We start from the raw sequence: 23210 nt of genomic DNA, 5'->3' as shown, positions 1-23210 counted from the left end.
CCGACGCCGGGGTCCCGGACCAGAAGCGTGGTCGGCGGACCCCCCGGGTGCGGCACGGTGGGGACTGGACTTCATTGTCCATCATCGTCCCCACGCGCCACCCGGTTCCGTCACCGGGCGTCGTCCCCGGTGAACCGCCGGTGAACACCGGCGGAACGCAGGAGTCAGCGCGCCACGGCGTGAGGCGGGCGCTCCAACCCAGCGGAGACCGCCTCGGACGGGTCGTGCCCGAGCTCGACGATGCGGTTGCCGGCGTCCACGTGGACCACCGTGGGCTGGAAGGACCGGGCCTCCTCGGTGGTCATCTGCGCATAGGTGATGAGGATGACGGTGTCCCCCACATCCACCAGGTGGGCGGCGGCGCCGTTGATGCCCAGCACTCCCGAACCGCGTTCACCGGCGATGGTGTAGGTCTCCAGCCGGGCCCCGTTGGTCACGTCCACGATCGCCACGAGCTCGCCCGGCAGGATGTCCGCGGCGTCGAGCAGGTCCTGGTCCACGGTGACCGAACCCACGTAGTGCAGGTCCGCGTGCGTCACGGTGGCACGGTGGATCTTGGACTTGAAGATGGTCCGGGTCATGGAGGCCATGGGTCTGTGTTCCTTCGGAAGGCTGGCGATGCCGCTGCCCCGGGGGCGCGGTGACGACATCCCCTCAACGGGCAATGCCTGTCAATTATGCCCGCCGATGATGCCCGGCCGTGCGCGGTGCGCCGTGCCGGGGCCGTCACGGGGGGCGCCATCGGGGCGTTCATCAAGATTTCCACAGGGTCGCCCCGAGAGGATGCGGCATGGCCACCGCGCAATTATCCCAGGACACCCGGAGCGCGACCGGACCGGGGCGCCGGCCCAGTCGCCGCTCCGTCCTCGCCCTGATTCCCGTGGCGGCCCTCGGGGTGATGGGCGGCGGACTCGGCGTCCATCGGTTGCTGCACCCGCCGCCCGCCCCGGCGACGCCGTTGGGCGCCGTGGCCACCGTGGCCGGCGGGATGGCCCTGATCCAGGGCATCATCCCCCTGGAGTCGGCCCCCTGGGCCCCACCGACGCCGGCACCGGGCCTGGCCCGGCCGATCGCCGCGGGGGGCCACCGCGTCAGGCTGCTGCTGGACCTGACGGCGGTCGAGCCCGGTGGCATCGACTTCGCGGCGGCCGACTACAGCATCCGGGAGATCGTCGGGTTCACGGCGAGCCCCCTGTGGACCAGTCATGAGCGGCACCGGGTCGCCCGGGGTGAGACCCTCGCGGTGACCATGGTCTTCGAGATCCCCAACGAGAGCGTCCGGCTCGAGCTCCAGGGACCGGGATCCGTGCGCCTGAGCCTCGGAACGGACCACCACACCCGGTGAGGAAGCGGTCCCCGGGCCGTCGGGCCGGCCGGGATTCCGCGGCCCGGGGTGCCGCTCCGGCAATGCGCGGAGTCGCGGCGTGTTCCCGGAGTGTCCACGGCGCCCTCCCGGTGGGCATCGGCTGTCAGGTCACCCGGCGCCATCCCAGAGGAACAGGACCCTGCCGCGGACCCGGTCCAGGGGAACGGGACCGTGATGCCGCGAGTCCACGGAGGTCCTGCGGTTGTCACCCAGGACGAAGACGCTGCCCTGCGGAACGGTCAGGGGCCCGAAGTACGTCCCGTCGATGGCCGAGGCGTCGATGCCCGGTTCGCGGAGCCCCGCACCGTCGACGTAGACCACGGCGTCCCGGATGGCCACCTCCCGTCCCCCGAGGGCGATGACGCGCTTGAGGTTCGTGGACCCGCCGTCGGGGGCGTTGAAGACCAGCAGGTCGCCCGGTACCAGCCCGTCGCGGGCGGCGGGCGTGGTGAGCACCAGCGCGTAGGCCCCGGGGTGCACGGCGGGAACCATGCTGTCGGAGGTGACGTGCACGGGTTCGACGACCCACAGCCGGAGGGCGGCGAGCGCCAGCAGGAACCCCGCGAGCACCCCGCCCGCCACGCGGCCGGGGTGGGCGGGTCCTGCACGGCGCGGTGCTGCCTCGCGCCGTGCAGTCATCAGTCGTCGTCCAGCTCGGGCCGCGCGGCGTCGATCGGGTCCCACGGGTCCGGTGCGTTGGCCTTCAGCCCGACCCGGAACTGCGTCATCATGTCGTGGTCCTCGTGGGGGAGGTTGTGGCAGTGGACCATGTACCGGCCCTGGTGGGGGCCGAAGCGCATCAGCAGCCTGACCTTCTCGCCCTCGCCGACATAGACGGTGTCCTTGGGACCGGACTCATAGGGGAAGGGCGCCCTGCCGTTGCGGCTGAGGATCCTGAAGTCGACCAGGTGGATGTGCATGGGGTGGAACCACCCGCCGGACTTGTTCTCGATCTCCCACTCCTCCACGGTGTTGAGGCCCACCTGGGCGAAGACGTCCTGGTACCCACTGGCGATGACCGCCCCCCAGGTCTTGTCGTTCAGCGTCCACAGGTTCGTCCTGTCGTCGCGTTTGACCCGCATGTACCGCTTGGCCCCGGCCATCTTGCTCGTGAGGCTCATCACCTCGCCGCCGGGGTCCAGCACCGTGGGCGGGGTGTTCCAGGTGGGGTCGGACGTGTCGACGGGGTCGTCGACCACGTCGAAGGCCATGATCTTGTTGGTGTGGTCGTAGTCGCGGTTGTTCTCGTTGGAGCGGTTCCGCAGTTCCACCCGGGTGCCGGCCCTGTACTTCGAGAAGTCGATCAGGACCTCGTAGCGCTCGGCACCGGCATGACGCCACTGGGCGACGTCGACGGCCCGGGGCATGAGCCCGCCGTCCGTGGCGACGATGGTCATGGCCTCTCCCGACGTCAGGTACGGCCGAAGGGACCGGGAGATGGACGCATTGAGCATCCTGAACCGGTAGATCCGCCGCTTGACCCTCATGCGCGGCCAGGGCACCCCGTTGACCAGGATGACGTCGCCCCAGAGCCCCGAGTGATCGTTGTCGTCGTAGCCCAGGGCCCCGTTCCGGGCGAACATCGCATCGGTGATCGTCAGGCCCACGTCGAACTCGCCCTGCGGCAGCAGGCCGCGCTCGAGCTCGTCGTGGATCCGGTACTGGCCCGCGAGCCCGGAGTAGACGTTCAGGGCGGTGAAGTGGACACCGTGGTCGTGGTACCAGATGCTGCGCGCGTTCTGGACGTTCGAGTAGTGGTAGGTCTTCTTGAAGCCTGGCATCGTCACATCGTTGGCGTACCCGTCGTACTGCGGCAGCGAGGCCGAGCCGTGCAGGTGCGTGGAGGTCGCCAGGACGTGTCCGTGCGCGGGGTGGGTCGCCGGCAGCTGGTTGCGCACCGTCAGGGTGGTCTTCGTCCCCCGCTCGACCTCGATGGTCGGCCCGGGGAAGAGGCCGTCGTAGCCCAGAATCGGGGTGTCCAGCCGGGGCAGCATCCGCGCCGTGGCGGCGCGTTGCGTCACCGTGTAGTTCTCGATGCGTGCCCCGTCGTCCGGATCGATGCCCACCGAGGTGGGCTTCAGGACCGGTGGCTGGGTGAACTCGGCGGCGTAGGGCCGGGGCATCTGCCGGTCGTCGAGCCTGCTGGCCGACTTCGCGGACACGTTCTCCCACGGGACCGCGGCCGCCCCGGCGCCCATGACGCCCAGGCCGCCGAACAGGATGACGTGTCGTCGGGATATCGCCATGCTCGTTCCTCACCGTCTGGTGCCGTGCCCTCCCTGGAGGGAGTGTGGACGAACGAGCTTGGGAAAAACCAACATCGCGCGCCCCGGCTCGACGGGCGGTGCAAGGTGCAGGGCGGTGCAAGGTGCAGGGCGGCACGGGGTCAGACGGCGCGGTGAGGGCGAGAGACGGCAAACGTCACGGTGATCTCGGTGCCCCCCGCCGCGGAACGGCGCGTGGACAACCGGGCACCGACGGAATCGGCGACGTCGGCCATCATGCGCAGACCGAAGTGGCCGGGAACCGCCGGGGCGCCGGCGTCGAGACCCACGCCGTCATCCGCGATGGACAGCGTCACCTCGCTCCCCCGCCGGACCAGGTCCAGGTGCACGACGGTGGCCCCGGCGTGCTTGACGACGTTCATCATGGCCTCCCGGGCGATCCGGTGGCACGCGGTGGCCTGGGCCTCGTCGAGCCCGGGATCCCGGTCGACGTGCACGACGGTGGTGATCTGCCGGCCCCGGGTGCGTTCCGCCAGGACGCCCAGTGCCGAGGGCAGCGTGTTGGCGTCCACCGGGGAGGAGTAGAGGTCCGAGGTGATGGCACGCAGCTTGACGATGCTCTGCCGCAGCACCGCACCGGGGTCCTGACCGGAGGCGTCGCCGTCGGCCGGTTCCAGGGTGTAGGCGAGCCCCGCCAGGTCCTGGAGGATGTCGTCGTGCAGGGCCACGGCGAGGCGGACGCGCTCGCGCTCACCGGCCTCGATGGCCTGCTGCAGGATGGCCCGGCGTTCCCGTTGGCGGTCCTGGACCTGTCGGGCCAGCCGGATGCCGGGAATGAGCTGCGCGCCCTGCAGCACGGCCATGGCCACCAGGAGCACGGGCGTCATCCGGAGCAGGATGTGTCCCTGCGGACCGAGCAGAACCCGGTCGTCGAAGTACACCTCGACCAGCACCGGGTCCTGCCCCGCGGCGCGCGAGGCCACGTAGACCTCGACGAACACCCCGTCGCCCGCCTCGTAGACGTTCTCGTCCCCGGCCTGCTCGCCGACGCTGACGGTGCCCGGTCCTCCGTCCAGCAGCTGCTGCGCCCAGGGCTCGAGGTCGAAGGTGGAGCCGATCAGTTCCGGGACGTCCGAGTACAGGACCGTTCCCTGCGCGTTCCAGATCTTCACGCGGCGGATCGTCTCATCGGTCACCCAGGGGGCCAGACGATCCTCGACCTGCGCCAGCGCCACCGGGTCCCCGGCCTGCAGGTCGTCGACGATGGCGGCGGAGACCACGTGGTCGGCCAGCCGTTGCGTCCGCTCCAGGGCGTCCCGGACGACGATCTCGTGCGCGACCCCGCGCACCCAGATCGTGACGGGGACAGCGACCATCAGCAGCACGACCAGCCCGGTGACCAGGAACCTGCCGATCGCGTGCCGCACCGCCGACCCCTCCTCGGCAGGGAGCACATCCCTCGGGTGTCTCCGGTCCGGCCGACGGAACATCGCTCACCCCACCCCGAGCATGCCCAGCCGGGTGGCCGCGGCGACCGCCTCCAACTGGCTGTGGGCGTCCAGCTTCGCCAGGATCGACTTCACGTAACCCCGGCAGGTATGGGTGGAGATGCCCAGGGTCCTGGCGTTACGGGTCACGTCATACCCCTGGGCCATGAGGCGGAGGACGTCGAGTTCACGGGCGGTCAGGCTCGGGCCGGGACCGGTGGAGCCGCTCCCCGGCATGTCCAGTCCCGCGATGAGGGCCGGGGCGACGAGGAACCCGCCGGGACGGACGCTGCGCACGACCTCCAGCAATGAGCTCAGGGCCCCGTCCTTGGGCAGGAAGCCGCACACCCCGATGGCTGCGGCCCGCCGGATCGCCGGCGCCGTGGGGAACCCGGTGAGCATGACGATGCGGACCGCGGGGTCCTGGGCCAGGATCCTCTCGGCGGCCTGCAGTCCGTCACCGTCCGGCAGCTGGTAGTCCAGGATCACGAGGTCCGGCCGCAGTCCGGCGCACACCGCGAGTCCCTCGGCCACGCCGGCGGCCAGGCCCACGCAGTCGAGGTCGGACTCCCTGGCCAGGGCACCGGACAGCAGGTCGGCGAAGGTCCGGTGGTCATCGATCACGACCACGCGCAACCGGTGTCCCCGCGTGCCGACGGCATCGGCGTCCGGGAGTCCCACGAGCGTGCCCATGGCCCCGCCTAGGGGTGGTGCATCACCGGCCAGAAGGGGAACGGATCCCCCTCGGCCGGGCGCGGTCTGCGGACGCCCGCCGAAGCGGGCGTGGACGGGCGTGCGGTCAGGACGGTCATCGGTTGCTCCCGGACGGTGGCGGTCTCCAACGGTGTGCGGCCGGGGGTCCCCCGGGGGGACAGGGGATCTCCGGAGGCCTCACCGTAGGGCCGTGACCAGGAGGCAGGCAACGCGGGATCGCTCCCGTCCGCGGAAACGGGCGGTGATCGAGTACCCGTACGGGACGGACGCCGCGCCACGAGCACGCACCACCGCACGGACCACGTGGACGCGGTGTCGGAGAGCGCTGACCGGACCAGTCGCCCCGCCGGACCTCCAGGACCGCGAGGACCGATCGAAACGAGTGGGTCGGGCGGGTCAGGACGACACCGGCAGGGCCCGGTGCAGGTACCCCGAGATGACGGTGCCGGCGTCCTGGAGGATGAGCTCCCGGTCCGTGGGGTCTGTCGTATCCGTTGGGTCCGTTGGATCCGCCAGGGCCGGCCGGTCATCCCGCGGGCCCTCGCCCTCCAGCACCCCCTGGATGGTCAGCAGTGCGTGGATCACCCGCCCGAAGTCGTCTCCCGACGCGGAGGTCGCCCGCAACAGCCTCTCCTGGGCAGCCTGCAGGACGGGCCCGGGGCTGCAGCCCAGCTCGCGGGCCAGGACGGCCCGGCACCGTTCGTAGGCCCGCAGGCCCGAGACCGGGTGCCCGCCCTGTTCCAGGGCCAGGATCATGCTCGTCCAGGCGGCCTCGTTGAGCTCGTCGGAATCCAGGACCCGTCGGGACCAGGCGACGGCCTCGGAGTCCAGTCCGAGTTCCCGGGCCGTGTCCGCGGCCTGGACCATGGCGGCGGCCGTCCGGGCGTTCTGCAGGCGGCGCTCGGCCTCGGCCCATTCGGGCAGCAGTTCGCTGCCCAGCAGCGGCGCGGACGCCAGCGACAGCGCCTCGCACAGGTACGGATAGGCCTGCGCCGGCGGGCACAGCCCTGCCCTGCGCAGCAACGCGTCGAACCGGGTCACGTCGAGGTCGATCATGGAGGTGTCGAGGAAGTAGCCACCCGTCGTGGTCTTCAGTGCCCCGGTCCTCCCGCGGCCCGGCTGCAGGCAGCGACGGAGCACGGAGACGTAGGACTCCAGGGTGGAGACCGCGGCCGCCGGGGGCGCCCCCTCCCAGAGCAGCTCGATGAGCCGTCCCTTCGAGACGGGAGTCCCCAGGTGCAGCAGCAGGATCTCCAGGACCTGCCGGGACTTGGGCCCGCCCAGCTGGTGGGGCCCCAGGACCGTGTCCCCGCGACGCACCTCCAGGGCCCCCAGCATGGTGATGGTCAGGTGCTGCTCCGCACCGGGCACGGGTGCCCGGTGCGCGTCGACGACGAAGGTCGTGTCCATGGTGTCGCTCCCCAAGATCGTTCTCCCCAGGACGTGCAGGACCGACACTCCCATCCGGGACCGGGCGTGCGTAGCCCCGGCCTGGGGGCCGAGGACCCCCTAAAACCGGGGGTTGCCGTCGCCACCCACCCCGCACCCCGGCAGGTCCGCGGCTGCCGCGCGAGGCCGCGCCCTGCCCGGCGTCCGCGGGATCTGGGCGCCAGGCCCCGCGGCGGACCCCCGGCCACGACGCACGGGCGAGGGCCCCGGCCTTGGGGAACCGGGACCCTCGCGAGTGCCGCTGGTCGGCAGCGGCGCCGGGCCGGAAGGGACGGACTGGGGGCCCACCCTTCGGACCGCACGGTCGGATCCGTCGTCCAACATCGCGCCGGCGCGGGCCGGACGTCGGCGGCGTTGCACTGGATGGACCGTGAGGAGAGCATCCACGGCGGACCCTATGAAAAGCGTGGGCACCCCGCACGGTCAGCCCCCGGGCTCCCGGCCGGCGAGTGGCCCGGCATTCCCGAGGGGAGGCGCCGGGGGGGCCGGCGAACCCGGAGCAGAGCACGAGGCGATCGAGTGGAGGGCACTCGGGCAGTCGAGGTGGAGGTCCTGATAAAGCGGTACACCCCACTGTGGCACCGGGCCCCGGGCGGGCACAGAATACCCTCACGGCACTGAACATCACCACTGCCCCCATCCCCGGAGGCCGACCATGCGTGACGTGAGGAACCGGCGCACCGTCAGGACCGGGCTCCCCCATGTCACATCCGCTGCGGACGTCACCGGGCGCGCCATCATCCCCCATGACTCCCGACCAGAACGCGGCGATGCACGGACCGGCACGTCCGGTGCGCGGCGGGCGCCGACACTGGGAGACCGGAAAGAGACCCCGCCATGAAGACCCGCGACCTCACCCCGGGACACATCGGACGCACCATCCGCATCACCGGCTATGGCATCGACGTCACCGGAACCCTGCGTGACCTCATCGTGCGCACGGTGGCCGCCACCACCGGGTCACAGCGCAATCCCCAGGTGGAACTCATCGGCGTCACGCTGCAGGTCGGTCCCCACCACCTCGACCTGACCGGCCACGAACACGTCACGCAGCCCTGCGACCAGCCCCTGGTCCGGCAGTCGACGGAGAGGGAGTGGTGGGTCGAGGACGTGGTGGGCCCTGCCGGGATCGAACCGACGACACCTGCGGTGTAAACGCAGTGCTCTACCAGCTGAGCTAAAGGCCCTCATGCAGGTCGGACCCCGGCGGCGGCTCGGCCCAGGGCCTCGACGAGCAGGGTGCGCGTGCCATCACAGGTTACCGCAGGGCTCCTCACCCCCGCTCCAGGCGCTTCGAGGGGGCGCCCGGGGTCACCCCCTCGTCCTCGACGACCTGCTCGACGACGACAGCGCCGGCCCCTCCACCACCGACGGGCCGCACCGGACGGTCTCCTCAGTCCCGGTCCGGCCCCACCCCGTCGCCGGACAGGTGGTCGGCCAGCCGTCGTTCCTGCCCCGGCGCCGCCTCGACGCGCCGCATTTCCCGGCCCGCGGCGTCGACGAGGACGCTGGTGCGCCGGGCGCGTCCGGAGCGGTCGTCGAAGGCACCGACGCGCCGCGCCGCGGCGCCGTGCGGCCAGAAGTCGGAGAGCAGGGGGGTGCGCACCCCGTGGGCGTCGCCGAAGGCGCGCAGCACGGGCGCGGAATCACAACTGATCACCCGCAGCCCGATCCCGGCCGGGGCGAGGCGCCCGGCCAGTTCGTCCACCCAGCCCAGCTCGGCGGTGCACACGGGCGTGAAGGCCCCCGGCAGGAAGAAGAGCCAGCAGCGGGACGGCACGGAGGCGCCGTCGGCCCCCTCGGGCGGCCCCGGATCCGGGGCCAGCGGCGGCCACGGCCAGGACTGTCCGTGCTGGTCCCGCAGGGCGGGGGCCTCAGCCACCGGGAGGGCTCACCGGTTGCGCTTGCCGACCAGGCGCGAGGCGGTCCAGTCCGCGGAAACCCCGGCCGTCGTGGTGACGTGGAGCCCGGCGGTCGGCGCCGCCTCGGCGACGTCGGCCGGCAGGACGTGGCCCTCACGCCCGTTACGCGGCGTCATCAACCACAGCACGCCCCCGGCGTCGAGCGAGGTCTGCGCGTCCATCAGGGCGTCGGCGAGGTCCTCGACGTCACCGTCGGAGGCGCGCCACCACAGGACGACGGCGTCTACGGGATCCTGGTCCTCCTCGGTCAGCAACTCGGTGCCGATCTCGTCTTCCAGGGCGTCCCGGAAGTCGAAGTCGATGTCCTCGTCGAAGCCGAGTTCCTGGACCAGCTGGCCTTCGGACAGCCCCATCCGGGCGGCGGGTCCGACGCTGGTCTCCGCAATACGCCCGACGGCGGGGGCGGAGTCTGGCTGGTTCACATCTCTCCTTGCAGTTTCCGTGATGACCAAGCGGGCATCATCCCACCCAGATTACTGCGCCCCGTAGCACCGGGCCATGTCCATGTATTGGACTCCACCGTAAGGTCCGCAGGCGTTACAGTCGGACGTGGAAGCAATGGGCCGGTCTGACTTGCCCCGGACGGCTGACCCCGGACGGGTCCGGGCCACAGATACTGCGGACATGATCCGCCGACAGAGAGGTTGCCGTGAGCGCAGCTGAAGAGAGCTCCCATATCCTGAGCGGCCTGACGAACCAGTTGCCGGACAAGGATCCCCAGGAGACCGCAGAGTGGATCGAGTCCTTCGACGGACTCGTCGAGGAACGCGGCACGGAGCGCGCGGAATACATCATGCGCCAGCTGCTCCAGCGCGCCGGGACCAAGTCCGTGGGCGTTCCGATGGTCACCACCACGGACTACGTCAACACCATCCCCGTGGACCAGGAGCCCGAGTACCCCGGAGACGAGGAACTGGAGCGCCGCTACCGCAACTACCTGCGGTGGAACGCCGCCATGATCGTCCAGCGCGCCCAGCGCGACGGTGTCGGCGTGGGCGGGCACATCTCCTCCTACGCCGGCCAGGCCACCCTGTACGAAGTGGGCCTGAACCACTTCTTCCGCGGCCAGGACCATCCCGGCGGCGGCGACCAGGTGTTCTTCCAGGGCCACTCCTCCCCCGGCAACTACGCGCGCGCCTTCCTCGAGGGCCGGCTGACCGAGGAGGACCTCGACGGCTTCCGCCAGGAGAAGTCCAAGGCCGGCAACGCCCTGCCGTCCTATCCGCACCCGCGCATGCTGCCGGACTTCTGGCAGTTCCCCACCGTGTCCATGGGACTGGGCCCGATCAACGCGATTCACCAGGCCCAGTTCAACCGCTACCTGCACAACCGCGGCATCAAGGACACCTCCCAGCAGCACGTCTGGGCCTTCCTCGGGGACGGGGAGATGGACGAGCCGGAGTCGCGCGGCGCGCTGCACATCGCCGCCAACGACAAGCTCGACAACCTGACCTTCGTCATCAACTGCAACCTGCAGCGCCTCGACGGCCCGGTCCGCGGCAACGGCAAGATCATCCAGGAGCTGGAGGCCTACTTCCGCGGTGCCGGCTGGAACGTCATCAAGGTCCTGTGGGGCCGCGAGTGGGACGAGCTGCTGGACAAGGACGACGAGGGTGAGCTCGTCCGGATCATGAACGAGACCCTCGACGGCGACTACCAGACCTACAAGGCGGAGTCCGGCGGCTTCGTGCGCGACCACTTCTTCGGACGGTCCTCGGTGACCAAGGAGATGGTCGCGGACATGAGCGACGACGAGATCTGGGGCCTCAAGCGCGGCGGCCACGACTACAACAAGGTCTACGCCGCCTACAAGGCCGCCATGGACTATCAGGGCAAGCCCACCGTCATCCTGGCGCAGACCGTCAAGGGCTACGGCCTGGGCTCGTCCTTCGAGGGCAAGAACGCCACCCACCAGATGAAGAAGCTCACGGTGGAGGACGTCAAGAAGTTCCGCGACCGCCACCGCATCCCCGTCACGGACGAGCAGATCGAAGCCGATCCGTACAACGTGCCGTACTACCACCCGGGCCCGGACGCGCCGGAGATCCAGTACATGATGGAGCGGCGCAGGGCACTGGGCGGCTTCCTGCCGGAGCGCCGTGACGACCACGACAAGATCCCGATGCCGCCGGAATCCACGTACAAGCACGCCAGGAAGGGCACCGGCAAGCAGCAGGCCGCCACCACCATGGCCTTCGTGCGCCTGCTCAAGGACCTGATGCGGGACAAGAACATCGGCAAGCGGATCGTGCCGATCATCCCGGACGAGGCCCGCACCTTCGGCATGGACTCGTTCTTCCCGACGGCCAAGATCTACAACCCCAAGGGCCAGAACTACCTCTCCGTGGACCGGGACCTGTTCCTGTCCTACAAGGAGTCCCCGCAGGGACAGCTCTATCACGTGGGCATCAACGAGGCCGGCGCCACCTCGGCGCTGACCGCGGTGGGCTCGTCCTACTCCACGCACGGCGAGCTGATGATCCCCGTGTACATCTTCTACTCGATGTTCGGCTTCCAGCGCACGGGCGACTCCTTCTGGGCCGCCGGGGACCAGCTGGTCCGCGGCTTCGTGATCGGCGCCACCGCCGGGCGGACCACGCTCGCCGGCGAGGGCACCCAGCACATGGACGGCCACTCCCCGATCCTCGCGGGGACGAACCCGGCCGTGAAGCACTACGACCCGGCGTTCTCCTACGAGATCGCCCACATCGTGCGGCAGGGCCTGGAGGACATGTACGGCGACCATGACCGCGGCGAGGACGTCCGCAACGTCATGTACTACCTCACGGTGTACAACGAGCCGATCATCCACCCGGACGAGCCGGAGAACCTGGACGTGGAGGGACTGCTCAAGGGCATCTACCGTTACAGCCGGGGCGAGGGTGAGGGCCCCAAGGCCCAGCTCATGGGCTCCGGCGTGTCCCTGCCCTGGGTGATCGACGCGGCCAGGATCCTGGCCAAGGACTGGGGCGTGTCCGCCGACGTGTGGTCCGTGACCAGCTGGAACGAACTGCGGCGCGATGCCGTGTCCGCCGAGCGCGAGGCGCTGGAGAACGCGGAGGGCAACGCCCGCGTCCCCTACATCACGCAGAAGCTGGCGGACACCGAGGGTCCCGTGATCGCGACCACCGACTACGCGACCCTGGTCCCGGACCAGATCCGGCCGTTCGTCCCGAACCCCTTCGCCACCCTGGGTGCGGACGAGTTCGGCTTCGCGGACACCCGCGCCGCGGCTCGCCGCTACTTCCTCATCGACACCCACTCGATGGTCGTCAAGACCCTGCAGATGCTGGAGAAGGACGGCAAGGTCGAGGCCGGGACCGCGGCCAAGGCCTTCGCGCAGTACCGGCTCGACGACGTCAACGCCGGCACCACCGGCAACGCGGGCGGAGACGCCTGATCACCCGGTGACGGGCCCGGGCCCGGGCCCCGGCGACGGCGGCCGGTGAGGTGCACAGCGCACCTCACCGGCCGCCGTCGTTGTCGGTTCCCCACAACGACGCGCCGGTCACGGGCCGCCCGGCGGCGCCGGTCCCGCCTATGCTCGTCAGCATGTCCGAGACGCGCATCACCCCACCCCGCAAGGTCTCCGAGGAGTCCCTGCGCCGTCTCCGGGCGCACCTGGGGGCACTCAACACCGCCACCCTGCAGCGGCTGGACAACACGCTGCCCTGGTACCGTCAGCTCACCCCGGACGAGCGGTCCTCCCTGGGGCTGATCGCCCAGCGCGGCCTGACCGGGTTCCTGTCCTGGTTCGAGCGGCCCTCCACCACCATGACCACGGTGCTCGGCGAGGTGTTCGGCGGGGCGCCCACCGAACTGACCCGCTCGATCAGCCTGCAGCGGGCCCTGCAGCTGATCCGCACCGTGGTCGACGTGGTCGAGGCCCAGGTGCCGGGCATCGTGCAGGACCGCGACCAGACCCTGGTTCGCGAGGCGGTGCTGCGGTACTCCCGGGAGATCGCCTTCGCCCTGGCCGACGTCTATGCCCGCGCCGCGGAGACCCGGGGCGCCTGGGACAGCCGCAACGAGGCGGTGCTGCTGGACGCCGTGCTGCGCGGGGAGGGACCGGACGAGATCCTCTCCCGGGCCGCGGCCGCGGGCTGGAAGGGCGGGAACTCCGTCATGGTCATGGCCGGCCGGACTCCGGAGGCGGAGCTGCCCACCCGGCTGTCCGGGATGCGGCGCACCGCCGCGCGCTCGGGATTCGACATCCTGGTCGGCGTCCAGGCCGAACGGCTCGTGCTGGTGCTCGGCGGGGTCAGCGACCCCACCCGGGCGGCCGGTGCCCTGAGTCCCTGGTTCGGCGAGGGGCCCGTGGTCTACGGCCCGGTGACCGATTCCCTCGTGGAAGCGCACCGCAGCGGCCGGGAGGCCCTGGCCGGACTGGCCGCGGCCGCCGCCTGGCCGCGCGCCCTGCGGCCCACCCACGCCCAGGACCTGTTGCCGGAGCGCGCGCTGAACGGCGACCGGACCGCCGTCGAGACGCTGGTGCAGCGGGTCCACGCCCCCCTGCGGGCCGCCGGCAACTCGTTGCTGGAGACCGTGGACACCTATTGCGAGCTGGGTCATTCCCTGGAGGGCACCGCCCGGGAGCTGTTCATCCACGCCAACACGGTGCGCTACCGGTTGCGCCGGGTCAGCGAGATCACCGGCTGGGACCCCCTGAACCCGCGGGACGCCTACGTGCTGCAGACCGCGCTCGCGGTGGGCCGGCTATACCCTCCTGACGAGGCAGGCTAGCGACGAACCGCCGCGGGCGCCCCGGCCGGGCGGCGGGAGCGGCCCATGGCTCTTGTAGGAAACCTCCAAAACGACGCGCGGAGCTTGGTACCGCTACCGCCCCGGAACCAGGTCACGGTTTTGACACAGTAGAGGGCATGCTTGCAATCGTGTGCCCGGGACAGGGCTCCCAGACCCCCGGGTTCCTGGCGCCCTGGCTGGAACTGGACGGGATGTCCGGCCTGCTGGCCGAGTGGTCCACGGCCACCGGCGTCGACCTGACCGGCCACGGCACCGTCTCCGACGAGGAGACCATCAAGGACACCGCCGTCGCCCAGCCGCTCATCGTGGCGGCCGGCCTGCTCTCCGCCCGTGCCCTCGGCCTGAAGGATCTGCCCGCACAGGGGTGGGTCGCGGCCGGGCACTCCGTCGGCGAGATCACCGCCACCGCGCTGGCCGGCGTGCTTCCCGCCGCCGAGGCCCTCGAGTTCGTCCGCATCCGTGCCACCGGCATGGCCGCCGCGGCGGCCGCCGAGCCGACCGGCATGTCCGCGGTGCTCGGTGGCGATCCGGACGAGGTGCTCGCCGCGCTCGCAGCCCACGGGCTCGTCCCGGCCAATGCCAACGGCGGCGGCCAGACCGTCGCCGCCGGCTCGCTGGAGTCCCTGGCCGCCCTGGCGGCCGAACCGCCGGCCAAGGCCCGCGTCATCGCCCTGAAGGTGGCCGGTGCCTTCCACACCCCCTACATGGCCACGGCCGTGCCGGACCTGAAGGCCTTCGCCGACGGGCTGTCCCCCGCCGATCCTGCCGTGACGCTGCTGTCCAACCGCGACGGCGAGGCCGTGGGATCCGGACGGGAGGTCGTGGACCGGCTCGTGGACCAGGTCACCCGCCCCGTGCGCTGGGACCTGTGCATGCAGACCCTGCAGGCCTCCGGCGTGACCGGCATCCTGGAACTGCTGCCCGGCGGCACCCTGACCGGACTGGCCAAGCGCGCCCTCAAGGGCACGCCCACGCTCGCGCTGAAGTCCCCGGAGGACCTGGACGCCGCCCGGGCGTTCATCGCCGAGCACACCACCACCCACGAGTGACCGGGCTCCCGCCCGCACCGCACGCCCAGACCTCCAGCAGAACGTCGAGGACCAGATGACCACCCCCACCCTGAACCAGTACGTGCCGGCCACCGGCAGCCGGATCCTGTCCGTCGGGGCCGCGCGCGGCAACCTGGTGGTGACCAACGACGACATCGCCGGTCCCATCGACTCCTCGGACGAGTGGATCCAGAAGCGCACCGGCATCGTCACCCGCCGGCGCGCCGACGCCGAGACCTCCCTGCTCGACCTGGCCACCGAGGCCGCCCAGGAGGCCGTGCAGAAGGCCGGGCTGACCGGAGCGGACATCGACGCCGTCATCGTCTCCACCGTCACCTCCCCCTATGCCACGCCCTCCGTGGCCGCCGCCCTGGCCCACAACCTCGGCGCGACCCCGGCACCGGCCTTCGACATCTCCGCCGCCTGCGCCGGGTACTGCTACGGCGTGGCCCAGGCCGATGCCCTGGTCCGTTCCGGCATGGCGCGCAACGTCGTGGTGGTCGGGGCGGAGAAGCTCTCGGACATCATCGACGAGACCGACCGCTCGATCTCCTTCATCCTCGGCGACGGCGCCGGCGCCGTCGTGATCGCCGCGTCCGACGAGCCCGGGATCGCTCCCAGCGTGTGGGGTTCGGACGGGGAGCGCTGGGACACCGTGAGCATGACCCGGTCCCTGCTGGACCTGCGCGACGCCGCCGAGACCGCGCGGCGGACCGGGGACACCTCGGCCCTGACGAACTCCGAGGACAGGCTCTGGCCGACCCTGCGCCAGGACGGCCCCAGCGTGTTCCGCTGGGCGGTCTGGTCCATGGCCAAGGTGGCCCAGGAGGCCCTGGACAAGGCCGGCGTCGCCCCGGGCGACCTGGTGGCCTTCCTGCCCCACCAGGCCAACGAGCGGATCATCGACGAGCTGGCCAAACAGCTCAAGATCCCGGACACGGTCACCATCGGCCGGGACATCAAGGAGACCGGCAACACCTCGGCGGCCTCGGTCCCGCTGGCGATGCACCGCGTCCTCGAGGAGGACCCCTCCCTCAGCGGCGGCCTGGCCCTGCAGATCGGCTTCGGCGCCGGGCTCGTCTACGGCGCCCAGGTGGTCCGGCTCCCCTGAGCCCGGGGCCGCCCCCCACAGACCTCCTCGTCCGCCGGACGACGGAGTATCCCGAACACCACCGATTACCACCCCAGTGGACGAGTGCGTCCCGAAAGGAGCCTGACATGGCAGACAAGGAAGCGATCCTCGCCGGACTGGCCGAGATCGTCAACGAGGAGACCGGCCTGGAGACCGAAGAGGTCCAGCTGGAGAAGTCCTTCACCGATGACCTGGACATCGACTCCATTTCCATGATGACCATCGTGGTCAACGCCGAGGAGAAGTTCGACGTCAAGATCCCGGACGAGGAAGTCAAGAACCTCAAGACCGTGAACGACGCCGTCGAGTTCATCGCGGCCGCACAGGCCTGACACCGGCCGGCCGCGGTCAGGGGGTCCAGTCCCCAGTGGACCAGACCTCCTGACCGGCCGTCGCCACCACCCCGGCCGCCTGCGACCCAGCCGGCCCCGAATCACTTTCCGGGTCCACCGACCCTGACGACCGAAGGCAGACACATGAACCGCACAGCCGTGATCACCGGGCTCGGTGCCACGACACCGATCGGCGGCGACGTCCCCACCCTGTGGCGGAACGCCCTGGCCGGAACGCCCGGTGCCCGCCCCCTCGAACAGGACTGGGTCGCCGAGTACGAGCTGCCGGTGACGTTCGCCGCCCAGCTGAGCTCGCCCGTGGCCGACTCGCTCACCAAGGTCGAGATGAAGCGGATGGACCCCACCACGCAGTACGGCGTGGTTGCCGCCCGCGAGGCCTGGGCAGACGCCGGCCTGACCGGTGAGGGCACCGTGGACCCGGATCGCTTCGCCGTGGCCTTCGGCACCGGCATCGGCGGCGTCTGGACCCTGCTGGACGGCTGGGACACCCTGCGCAACAAGGGTCCGCGCCGCGTGCTGCCGATGACCGTGCCCATGCTCATGCCCAATGGGCCCGCGGCCGCGATCAGCCTGGACCTCGGTGCGCGCGCCGGCGCCCGGACCCCCGTCTCGGCCTGTGCGTCCGGCACCGAGGCCATGGACCTGGCCCTCCAGCTGATCCGCAGCGGTCAGGCCGACGTGGTGGTCTGCGGGGGCACCGAGGCCGCCATCCACCCGCTGCCGATCGCCGCCTTCGCAGCCATGCAGGCGCTCTCCCGTCGCAACGACGAGCCGGAGCGCGCCTCCCGCCCCTACGACAGCGACCGCGACGGCTTCGTGCTCGGCGAGGGCGCCGGTGCCCTGGTGATCGAGTCCGAGGAGCACGCCCGGGCCCGCGGCGCCCGGATCTATGCCGAACTGGCGGGCTCCGGCGTGACCTCGGACTCCTACCACATCACCGCTCCCGAGGCGGAGGGCCTGGGTGCCGCCCGTGCCCTCCGGGCAGCCCTCGAGTCCGCCGGGGCCTCCCCCGAGGACGTCAGCCACGTCAACGCCCACGCGACCTCGACCCCGGTGGGTGACCGGCCGGAGTACCTGGCGATGAAGTCCGTGTTCGCCGGGCATCTCGACGCGGTGCCCGTCTCGGCCACGAAGAGCCAGACCGGTCACCTGCTGGGCGCCTCCGGGGCCATCGAGTCCGTCCTCTCGGTCCTGGCGGTCTACCACGGCCAGGCGCCGGTGACGATCAACCTCGAGAACCAGGACCCCGAGATCCCGCTGGACGTGGTGACCGGGACCCCCCGCCAGCTCCCCGAGGGCCAGCGGGTCGCCGTGAACAACTCCTTCGGCTTCGGCGGCCACAACGCCGTCTCCGTCTTCCGCAGCGTCTGATCCCGCCGCGGCCGGACGGTCCGGCGCATCCGCCGACCGGCACACACGACGAGGCCCGCCAGGATCACCTGGCGGGCCTCGTCGTGACTGGAAGGGGTGGTGGGGTGCGGTCGGTCAGCCGACCTGGTGCAGCCAGCGCACCGGGGCGCCGTCGGCAGCCTGGCGGAAGGGCTCGAGCTCCTCGTCCCAGGCCTCACCCAGGGCCAGGCTGAGTTCGTGGAAGACGGCCGAGGGATCGCCGTTGGCCTGTTCGTAGGCGTACCGGATCCGGTCCTCGGAGACCATGATGTTGCCGGTGACGTCCGTGGTGGCATGGAAGATGCCCAGTTCGGGGGTGTGGGACCAGCGGCTGCCGTCGCAGCCCGGCGAGGCCTCCTCGGTGATCTCGTACCGCAGGTGGGCCCATCCCCGCAGCGCCGAGGCCAACCGGGCACCGCTGCCCTGGGCTGCCGTCCACCCGATCTCGGCACGGTAGGCTCCCTGGGCGGCCGGCTGCGCCGACCATTCCAGGCGGTCCTGCGCACCGAGAACCGACCCCACGGCCCACTCGATGTGGGGGCACAGTGCGGCAGGGGCCGAGTGGATGTACAGAATTCCACGGACCATGGTTTCAGACATACGTTCCTCCCAGTGCTGTGCGGTACGTCTTCCCCAACGACCCCACAGGCGGGGGAGCCTGTTCCGGCTCCCGGAGGATGCGACCAGCGCCGCATGTCCTCTCGATGTTCAGTTCTCGGAAAGCGTCCGAGGTCAGCCTTGCGATTGTCCCTCGTGTGCTCCTCCGCACCATTGTGCATCATCAACGTCACGTGGGCCAATACCGCGGTGTGGGCGACCCGCCGGTCGACGCTTCACGCCCGCGGATGTGCCTGGCGGTATCCTTCGCGCAGCCGTTCGATGGAGATGTGGGTGTAGAGCTGGGTGGTCTGCAGCGAGGAGTGGCCCAGCAGCTCCTGCACGCTGCGCAGGTCTGCGCCGCCGTCCAGCAGATGGGTGGCGGCCGTGTGGCGCAGCACGTGTGGCCCGCTGGCGGAGGTGTCCCCCAGGGCGGCCAGGGAGGTGTTCACCATCTCCCGGATCTGGCGCACGCCCAGGCGCCCCCCGCGCACGCCGAGGAACAGCGGGTCCTCGTGGCGAGGCCCCTCGGAACCCGTGGCCTCCGCCAGGTGTCGCCGGCCCTGGTCCAGCCACCGGCCCAGGGCGGTCCCGGCCGGCACCCCGAAGGGCACGGTGCGCTGCTTGCCGCCCTTGCCGGTGACCCTCAGGGTGCGCCGCTCATGGTCCACGTCCGCGCGGTCCAGTCCGGCCAGTTCCGAGACCCGCAGGCCCGTGGCGTAGAGCAGTTCGAGGATCGCGGCGTCACGCATCGCGACGGCGCGACGGCGGGCCTCTTCGACGGTGAGGGGTCCCGAGCGGTGCGTGACCTGCGCCTCCTCAGCCCGCGCCCGCCCCGGGCCGGGCCCGGGTGGTCGGTCTGCCGCCCGTTGAGTGGCCTGTCCCGCGGTCCGGTGTGGTTCCTGCCCCGCGGCCCGACCCCCTCCTGCCCCTGCGGCCTGGCCCGCGGCGTCCAGCAGCCGTCCGGCCTGGTCGGCGCTGAGGGCATCCGGCAGGGTGCCGGTCCGTTTCGGGGAGGTCAGCCGGAGTGACGGGTCCTGGTCCAGGTGCCCCTCGCGCACCGCCCAGGCCATGAAGACGCGCACGGAGGCCCCCTTCCGTGCCAGCGTGGAACGCGACCGCCCGGCGAGAGCCAGGCGTCCGAGCCACCCGCGCAGGTCCGGCAGGTCGATCTCCCCCAGGACGTCCGGCAGGGCACCGTCCTGGACCGGCAGCCCCGCGTGCCCGGCGATGTCCCGGACCAGTCCCTCGAGATCCGAGACGTAGGCGCGGACGGTCTGCGGGGACCGGTTCCGCTCATGCACCAGATACTCGGCGAACCCCTCCACCCAGGACCGATCCCGCTGCGACAACCGTGGCGGGCGGGAGCGTTCCGGGGTGGCGGCATCTGGCGTGGCGGACATGGTCCCACTCTGCCACCGACAGGTCCGGACTAGCCGGATCGCCGCCGCCACCCGGCCGCCTGCTGGTCGGCCAGACCCTGACGGTGCAGCTTCTGGAGCACTCCCAGGACGGTCCCGGGACCCAGCCCGGCCACCGAGCAGAGCCGGTCCACCGGTGCCGCGTTGCGCAACGGCAACGCCTCGTACACCAGCAGCTCCTCCACGGTCAGGTGGTCATGCGGCCGGTCGTCCGCTGCGCCACCGGATCCACCGGAGGGCCCGGTCCCCGGGGTCCTTTGCCCCGGTGTGCCCGGACCGGATCCGGCCACCAGGCCTCCGGGCAGCAGTTCCAGGGCCTCCTCGACCTGGGTGACGATCACCGCCGGCGACTCCCGCAGCAGGCGGTGGCACCCGGCCGAGGTGGCCGAGGTGATGGGGCCGGGAACCACACCGAGGTCGCGGCCCAGTCCGAGTGCATGGCCCGCGGTGTTCTGCGCGCCGGATCGCCAGCGGGCCTCGACCACCAGCACGGCCCCGGACAGCGCGGCGATGAGCCTGTTGCGCTGGAGGAAGCGGTGCCGGGTGGGGCTGGTCCCCGGGGACATCTCGGACAGCAGCAGTCCACTCGAGGCGACGTCCCGCAGGAGCTGTTCGTTGCCGGCGGGGTAGAAGCGGTCGAGTCCGCCGGCCAGTACGGCGACCGTGGCGGGTTCCCCCGTGCCGGAGCCCAGGGCCGTCTGGTGGGCGAGGGCGTCGATCCCGTAGGCGCCACCGGACATCACCGTGATCCACCGTGCACCGATCCCCCCGGTCAGCATGCGGGTCGCCGTCCGTCCGTAGGCACTCGCCTCCCGACTGCCGACGACGGCCAGGGTCCTCTCCGCCCGGGGCATCCCCCCGGTCCCGCGGTACCAGAGCGCCACGGGTGCCGCCGGCCCGAGGTCCTCGACGGCCGGGGGCCACCCCGGGTCGCCGGGGATGAGCAGGCCGCCGCCCAGGCGGTGCAGTGTCTCCAGGTCGCGTTCCGGGGCGAGCGTCCCCGACCGGGCGTTCCAGCGCTCCCGCCCGTTCCGCCAGCCTCGGCTCGTCAGCGGGGTCCCGGCGGACTGCACGGACAGGGAGAGTTCCTGGCGCTCGTCCGCGCTCGGCTGGTCCCGTCCGGTGAGGAGGTCGAGGGCCCGCACGGCACCCCATACCCGGACCGCGGACAGGCCGAGGACGTCCCCGGGGTCCACCAACCGGGTGAGGGCGGCCCGGGCGATGCGCTCGGCGTGTCCGGCCCGTTCGGTGCTCACGCGGCCTCCTCACCCTCGTTGCGGCGGCGCAGGTACAGGGCCGTGTCCACGTCCCCGGCCCCCGGCCGGTCCGCGCCCCGCAGGTCGGCGACCGTCCAGGCCAGGCGCATGACCCGCGCGTGACCTCGTGCGGTGAGCTCGGCCCGGTCCACGGCGGCATCCGCGGCGGCGCGCGCTCGCGGGTCCACGGCCAGCGGGCCGTCCCTCAGCAGGGTGGCGGGAGCGTGCGCGTTGCGGGTCAGCCCCAGCGGGGCCAGCCTCTCGTGCTGCCGCCGCACGGCCGCCAGCACGCGCCCGCGCACGGTGGCCGAGTCCTCCCCGGCCGGACCCGAGGTCAGTGCCGAGGCATCCACGGCGGGCACGGTCACCTGGATGTCCACGCGGTCCAGCAACGGACCGGACAAGCGGCCGGAATACCGCCGGCGCTGGAGAGAGGTGCACCGGCACCGGCTCCCGCGGCCGGCTCCCCACCCGCACGGGCAGGGGTTGGCCGCCAGCACGAGCTGGAACCGGGCCGGGTAGCGCACCGTCCCGCCGGAACGGTGCAGGGTGACCGTCCCGGACTCCAGCGGCTGGCGCAGGGCGTCGAGGACACGCCGGTCGAACTCGGGGGCCTCGTCCAGGAACAGCACCCCGCCGTGGGCGAGGGATGCCGCCCCGGGCCGCGCCACCCCGGAGCCGCCCCCGACCAGCGAGGCCATGGAGGCCGAGTGGTGGGGAGACTGGAACGGCGGGTTGCGGACCAGGCCCGTCGCCTCCCGGGCTCCCCCGCCCAGGGACCGCACCGCGGTGGTCTCCAGTGCCGTGCGGTCGTCCAGGGGCGGCAGGATCCCGGGGAGCCGTTCGGCCAGCATCGTCTTGCCGGCACCCGGACTGCCCTCCAGGAACAGGTGGTGGGCCCCGGCCGCCGCCACCTCCAGGGCGAACCGTGCCTCGTACTGCCCCGAGACGTCGGCCAGGTCCGCGGCCGCACCGGCCCAGGTCCCAGCCCCGTCCGCGGCGTCCGCACCGGTGCCCGGTCGGTCCTCGACCGGGGCCGCCGGCCCCGGGGGCATCACGGCGGTGAGCGGGGGCGCCTCCGGGACGCCACCGAAGGCACGGATGACGTCATGGAGCGTCCTGTACCCCCGCACCCGTGCCCCGGGGACCAGGCTGGCCTCGTCCACGGACTCCTCGGCCACGACGACCTCCGGGTAACCGGCGTCCACGGCGGCCATCACGCTGGGCAGGATGCCCGGCGCGTGGCGGAGCCGGCCGTCCAGGCCCAGCTCGGCCAGGAACACGGCGCCGTCGACGTGGCGCACCTGGCCGTCCGCGGCATACGAGGCCATGACGATGGCCAGGTCGAAGCCCGGCCCGCGCTTGTGCAGCGCCGCGGGCACCAGGTTCACGGTGAGGTGCCGCCGGGTGAGGGGCAGTCCGGAGTTCCGGGAGGCGGCCTTGATGCGGTCCCGGCTCTCCTGCAGGGACTGGTCCGGCAGGCCCAGCAGGACGAACCCCGGCAGCGTCTGGCCGATGTCCGCCTCCACCTCCACCAGGTGGCCGTGCATGCCGGTCAGGGCCACGGCGAGGGTCCGGCCCATGACCGGTGTCCTGCTCATGGCCGGACGTCCCGGAGCACCTCGACGCTCAGTCCCCCGCCGGAGGGCAGCAGCACCGAGACGGCGTCCACCCGCCAGCCCGCCAGCCTCCCCGCCTCCGGATGGGCCGCACCCCACTGGTGCGCCAGCCGGTACAGGCGTCTGAGCTTGCGGGGACTGATCGCCTCGAACGGGTGGCCGAACCCCGTGCCTCGCCGGGTCTTGACCTCCACGGCCACCCACCAGCCCTGGTGGATCGCCACGAGGTCCAGTTCACCGCCCGTGCCGCGCCAATTGCGGTCGACCAGCTGGTAGCCCTGGTCCTCGAGCCACCGGGCGGCCACGTCCTCGCCGAACCGGCCGAGCGCCGTGTGGGCCGCCGATGCCCCGGATCCGGTGCGCGACATTGCAGAGTGTTCCATTGCTCCACCTCCACCACCCAGCCTGACGCGGGCGGGGGCGGTGTGGGCCCCGGGAGGGCCCGACTGGGGATGGAGACCCGCAGG

The 23210-nt window shown here is 71.9% G+C and carries 20 protein-coding genes and 1 tRNA gene; 7 read left to right on the top strand and 14 right to left on the bottom strand.

Annotated features, from left to right (window positions below; translation table 11 throughout):
• Positions 1–164: 164 nt before the first annotated feature.
• Positions 165–581 (bottom strand): aspartate 1-decarboxylase, encoded by a 417-nt coding sequence (gene panD / locus GGQ69_RS04010; protein ID WP_183528274.1) that lies wholly within the window; start codon positions 579–581, stop codon positions 165–167.
• A gap of 209 nt (positions 582–790) precedes the next feature.
• On the opposite strand from panD, the gene GGQ69_RS04005 reads away from it, so the two are divergent.
• Positions 791–1345: a hypothetical protein gene (locus tag GGQ69_RS04005; protein WP_183524894.1), complete on the top strand. Its 555-nt coding sequence runs from the start codon at positions 791–793 to the stop codon at positions 1343–1345.
• A 129-nt stretch (positions 1346–1474) separates the two neighbouring features.
• On the opposite strand, the gene lepB is transcribed toward GGQ69_RS04005, so the two are convergent.
• From lepB to GGQ69_RS03965, 8 genes are all read right to left on the bottom strand, one after another.
• Positions 1475–2005 (bottom strand): signal peptidase I, encoded by a 531-nt coding sequence (lepB, locus tag GGQ69_RS04000; protein WP_183524892.1) that lies wholly within the window; start codon positions 2003–2005, stop codon positions 1475–1477.
• Positions 2005–3612 carry a multicopper oxidase family protein gene (locus tag GGQ69_RS03995; protein ID WP_183524890.1) on the bottom strand — a complete coding sequence of 536 codons (1608 nt, stop codon included), beginning with the start codon at positions 3610–3612 and terminating at the stop codon, positions 2005–2007. Before GGQ69_RS03995 ends, lepB begins: the two co-directional genes overlap by 1 nt.
• A gap of 140 nt (positions 3613–3752) precedes the next feature.
• Positions 3753–5018, bottom strand: a complete 1266-nt coding sequence (locus tag GGQ69_RS16780) for a sensor histidine kinase (RefSeq protein ID WP_183524887.1) — start codon at positions 5016–5018, stop codon at positions 3753–3755.
• Positions 5019–5084: 66 nt separating this feature from the next.
• Complete coding sequence (locus GGQ69_RS03985) at positions 5085–5771, bottom strand: response regulator (protein ID WP_183524884.1); 687 nt, start codon at positions 5769–5771, stop codon at positions 5085–5087.
• A gap of 417 nt (positions 5772–6188) precedes the next feature.
• Positions 6189–7202: a BTAD domain-containing putative transcriptional regulator gene (locus tag GGQ69_RS03980; RefSeq protein ID WP_183524880.1), complete on the bottom strand. Its 1014-nt coding sequence runs from the start codon at positions 7200–7202 to the stop codon at positions 6189–6191.
• A 1150-nt stretch (positions 7203–8352) separates the two neighbouring features.
• Positions 8353–8428 (bottom strand) — tRNA-Val (locus tag GGQ69_RS03975).
• 206 nt (positions 8429–8634) lie between these two features.
• Positions 8635–9123 (bottom strand): redoxin domain-containing protein, encoded by a 489-nt coding sequence (locus tag GGQ69_RS03970; RefSeq protein WP_183524877.1) that lies wholly within the window; start codon positions 9121–9123, stop codon positions 8635–8637.
• A 9-nt stretch (positions 9124–9132) separates the two neighbouring features.
• Complete coding sequence (locus tag GGQ69_RS03965) at positions 9133–9516, bottom strand: DUF3052 domain-containing protein (RefSeq protein WP_183528272.1); 384 nt, start codon at positions 9514–9516, stop codon at positions 9133–9135.
• Positions 9517–9812: 296 nt separating this feature from the next.
• Here GGQ69_RS03965 and aceE point away from each other — a divergent pair, with 296 nt between their 5' ends.
• From aceE to fabF, 6 genes are all read left to right on the top strand, one after another.
• Complete coding sequence (gene aceE, locus GGQ69_RS03960; protein WP_183524874.1) at positions 9813–12563, top strand: pyruvate dehydrogenase (acetyl-transferring), homodimeric type; 2751 nt, start codon at positions 9813–9815, stop codon at positions 12561–12563.
• 152 nt (positions 12564–12715) lie between these two features.
• Entirely contained in the window at positions 12716–13906 is a 1191-nt protein-coding gene (locus tag GGQ69_RS03955; RefSeq protein ID WP_183524871.1) for a CdaR family transcriptional regulator, read from the top strand.
• Positions 13907–14043: 137 nt separating this feature from the next.
• Positions 14044–14976 (top strand): ACP S-malonyltransferase, encoded by a 933-nt coding sequence (locus GGQ69_RS03950; RefSeq protein WP_183524868.1) that lies wholly within the window; start codon positions 14044–14046, stop codon positions 14974–14976.
• A 55-nt stretch (positions 14977–15031) separates the two neighbouring features.
• Entirely contained in the window at positions 15032–16087 is a 1056-nt protein-coding gene (locus GGQ69_RS03945; RefSeq protein ID WP_183524866.1) for a beta-ketoacyl-ACP synthase III, read from the top strand.
• A gap of 107 nt (positions 16088–16194) precedes the next feature.
• The gene (locus GGQ69_RS03940) at positions 16195–16440 is read left to right on the top strand and encodes an acyl carrier protein (RefSeq protein WP_010145104.1); all 246 of its coding nucleotides are present in this window, start codon (positions 16195–16197) and stop codon (positions 16438–16440) included.
• Positions 16441–16584: 144 nt separating this feature from the next.
• The gene (gene fabF / locus GGQ69_RS03935; protein ID WP_183524864.1) at positions 16585–17832 is read left to right on the top strand and encodes a beta-ketoacyl-ACP synthase II; all 1248 of its coding nucleotides are present in this window, start codon (positions 16585–16587) and stop codon (positions 17830–17832) included.
• 114 nt (positions 17833–17946) lie between these two features.
• Here fabF and GGQ69_RS03930 read toward each other — a convergent pair whose 3' ends face one another.
• The 5 genes from GGQ69_RS03930 to GGQ69_RS03910 all read right to left on the bottom strand — a co-directional run bounded on the left by GGQ69_RS03930 (position 17947) and on the right by GGQ69_RS03910 (position 23126).
• Complete coding sequence (locus GGQ69_RS03930; protein WP_029139283.1) at positions 17947–18450, bottom strand: DUF3145 domain-containing protein; 504 nt, start codon at positions 18448–18450, stop codon at positions 17947–17949.
• A gap of 233 nt (positions 18451–18683) precedes the next feature.
• A complete protein-coding gene (locus GGQ69_RS03925) occupies positions 18684–19775 on the bottom strand; it encodes a tyrosine recombinase XerC (RefSeq protein WP_183528270.1) in 1092 nt (363 codons plus the stop codon).
• 104 nt (positions 19776–19879) lie between these two features.
• Positions 19880–21124, bottom strand: a complete 1245-nt coding sequence (locus GGQ69_RS03920; protein WP_183524862.1) for a DNA-processing protein DprA — start codon at positions 21122–21124, stop codon at positions 19880–19882.
• The gene (locus GGQ69_RS03915) at positions 21121–22725 is read right to left on the bottom strand and encodes a YifB family Mg chelatase-like AAA ATPase (protein ID WP_255459414.1); all 1605 of its coding nucleotides are present in this window, start codon (positions 22723–22725) and stop codon (positions 21121–21123) included. Before GGQ69_RS03915 ends, GGQ69_RS03920 begins: the two co-directional genes overlap by 4 nt.
• Entirely contained in the window at positions 22722–23126 is a 405-nt protein-coding gene (locus GGQ69_RS03910; protein WP_141566095.1) for a YraN family protein, read from the bottom strand. Before GGQ69_RS03910 ends, GGQ69_RS03915 begins: the two co-directional genes overlap by 4 nt.
• Positions 23127–23210 lie beyond the last annotated feature (84 nt).

This window comes from Micrococcus sp. TA1 (assembly GCF_014199555.1).
GTDB lineage: Bacteria > Actinomycetota > Actinomycetes > Actinomycetales > Micrococcaceae > Citricoccus.
Note: the sequence above shows the minus strand (reverse complement) of the source record. Positions and strands in the feature narration are given on the sequence as shown.

Bases quoted from the DNA above. Each gene is read 5' to 3' on its own strand.
- panD (WP_183528274.1), bottom strand. From the start codon at position 581: ATGACCCGGACCATCTTCAAGTCCAAGATCCACCGTGCCACCGTGACG.
- GGQ69_RS03955 (WP_183524871.1), top strand. From the start codon at position 12,716: ATGTCCGAGACGCGCATCACCCCACCCCGCAAGGTCTCCGAGGAGTCC.
- fabF (WP_183524864.1), top strand. From the start codon at position 16,585: ATGAACCGCACAGCCGTGATCACCGGGCTCGGTGCCACGACACCGATC.
- GGQ69_RS03995 (WP_183524890.1), bottom strand. From the start codon at position 3,612: ATGGCGATATCCCGACGACACGTCATCCTGTTCGGCGGCCTGGGCGTC.
- GGQ69_RS03910 (WP_141566095.1), bottom strand. From the start codon at position 23,126: ATGGAACACTCTGCAATGTCGCGCACCGGATCCGGGGCATCGGCGGCC.
- lepB (WP_183524892.1), bottom strand. From the start codon at position 2,005: ATGACTGCACGGCGCGAGGCAGCACCGCGCCGTGCAGGACCCGCCCAC.
- GGQ69_RS03950 (WP_183524868.1), top strand. From the start codon at position 14,044: ATGCTTGCAATCGTGTGCCCGGGACAGGGCTCCCAGACCCCCGGGTTC.
- GGQ69_RS03940 (WP_010145104.1), top strand. From the start codon at position 16,195: ATGGCAGACAAGGAAGCGATCCTCGCCGGACTGGCCGAGATCGTCAAC.
- GGQ69_RS03980 (WP_183524880.1), bottom strand. From the start codon at position 7,202: ATGGACACGACCTTCGTCGTCGACGCGCACCGGGCACCCGTGCCCGGT.
- GGQ69_RS03915 (WP_255459414.1), bottom strand. From the start codon at position 22,725: ATGAGCAGGACACCGGTCATGGGCCGGACCCTCGCCGTGGCCCTGACC.
- GGQ69_RS03965 (WP_183528272.1), bottom strand. From the start codon at position 9,516: ATGGGGCTGTCCGAAGGCCAGCTGGTCCAGGAACTCGGCTTCGACGAG.
- GGQ69_RS03930 (WP_029139283.1), bottom strand. From the start codon at position 18,450: ATGTCTGAAACCATGGTCCGTGGAATTCTGTACATCCACTCGGCCCCT.
- GGQ69_RS04005 (WP_183524894.1), top strand. From the start codon at position 791: ATGGCCACCGCGCAATTATCCCAGGACACCCGGAGCGCGACCGGACCG.
- GGQ69_RS03945 (WP_183524866.1), top strand. From the start codon at position 15,032: ATGACCACCCCCACCCTGAACCAGTACGTGCCGGCCACCGGCAGCCGG.
- GGQ69_RS03985 (WP_183524884.1), bottom strand. From the start codon at position 5,771: ATGGGCACGCTCGTGGGACTCCCGGACGCCGATGCCGTCGGCACGCGG.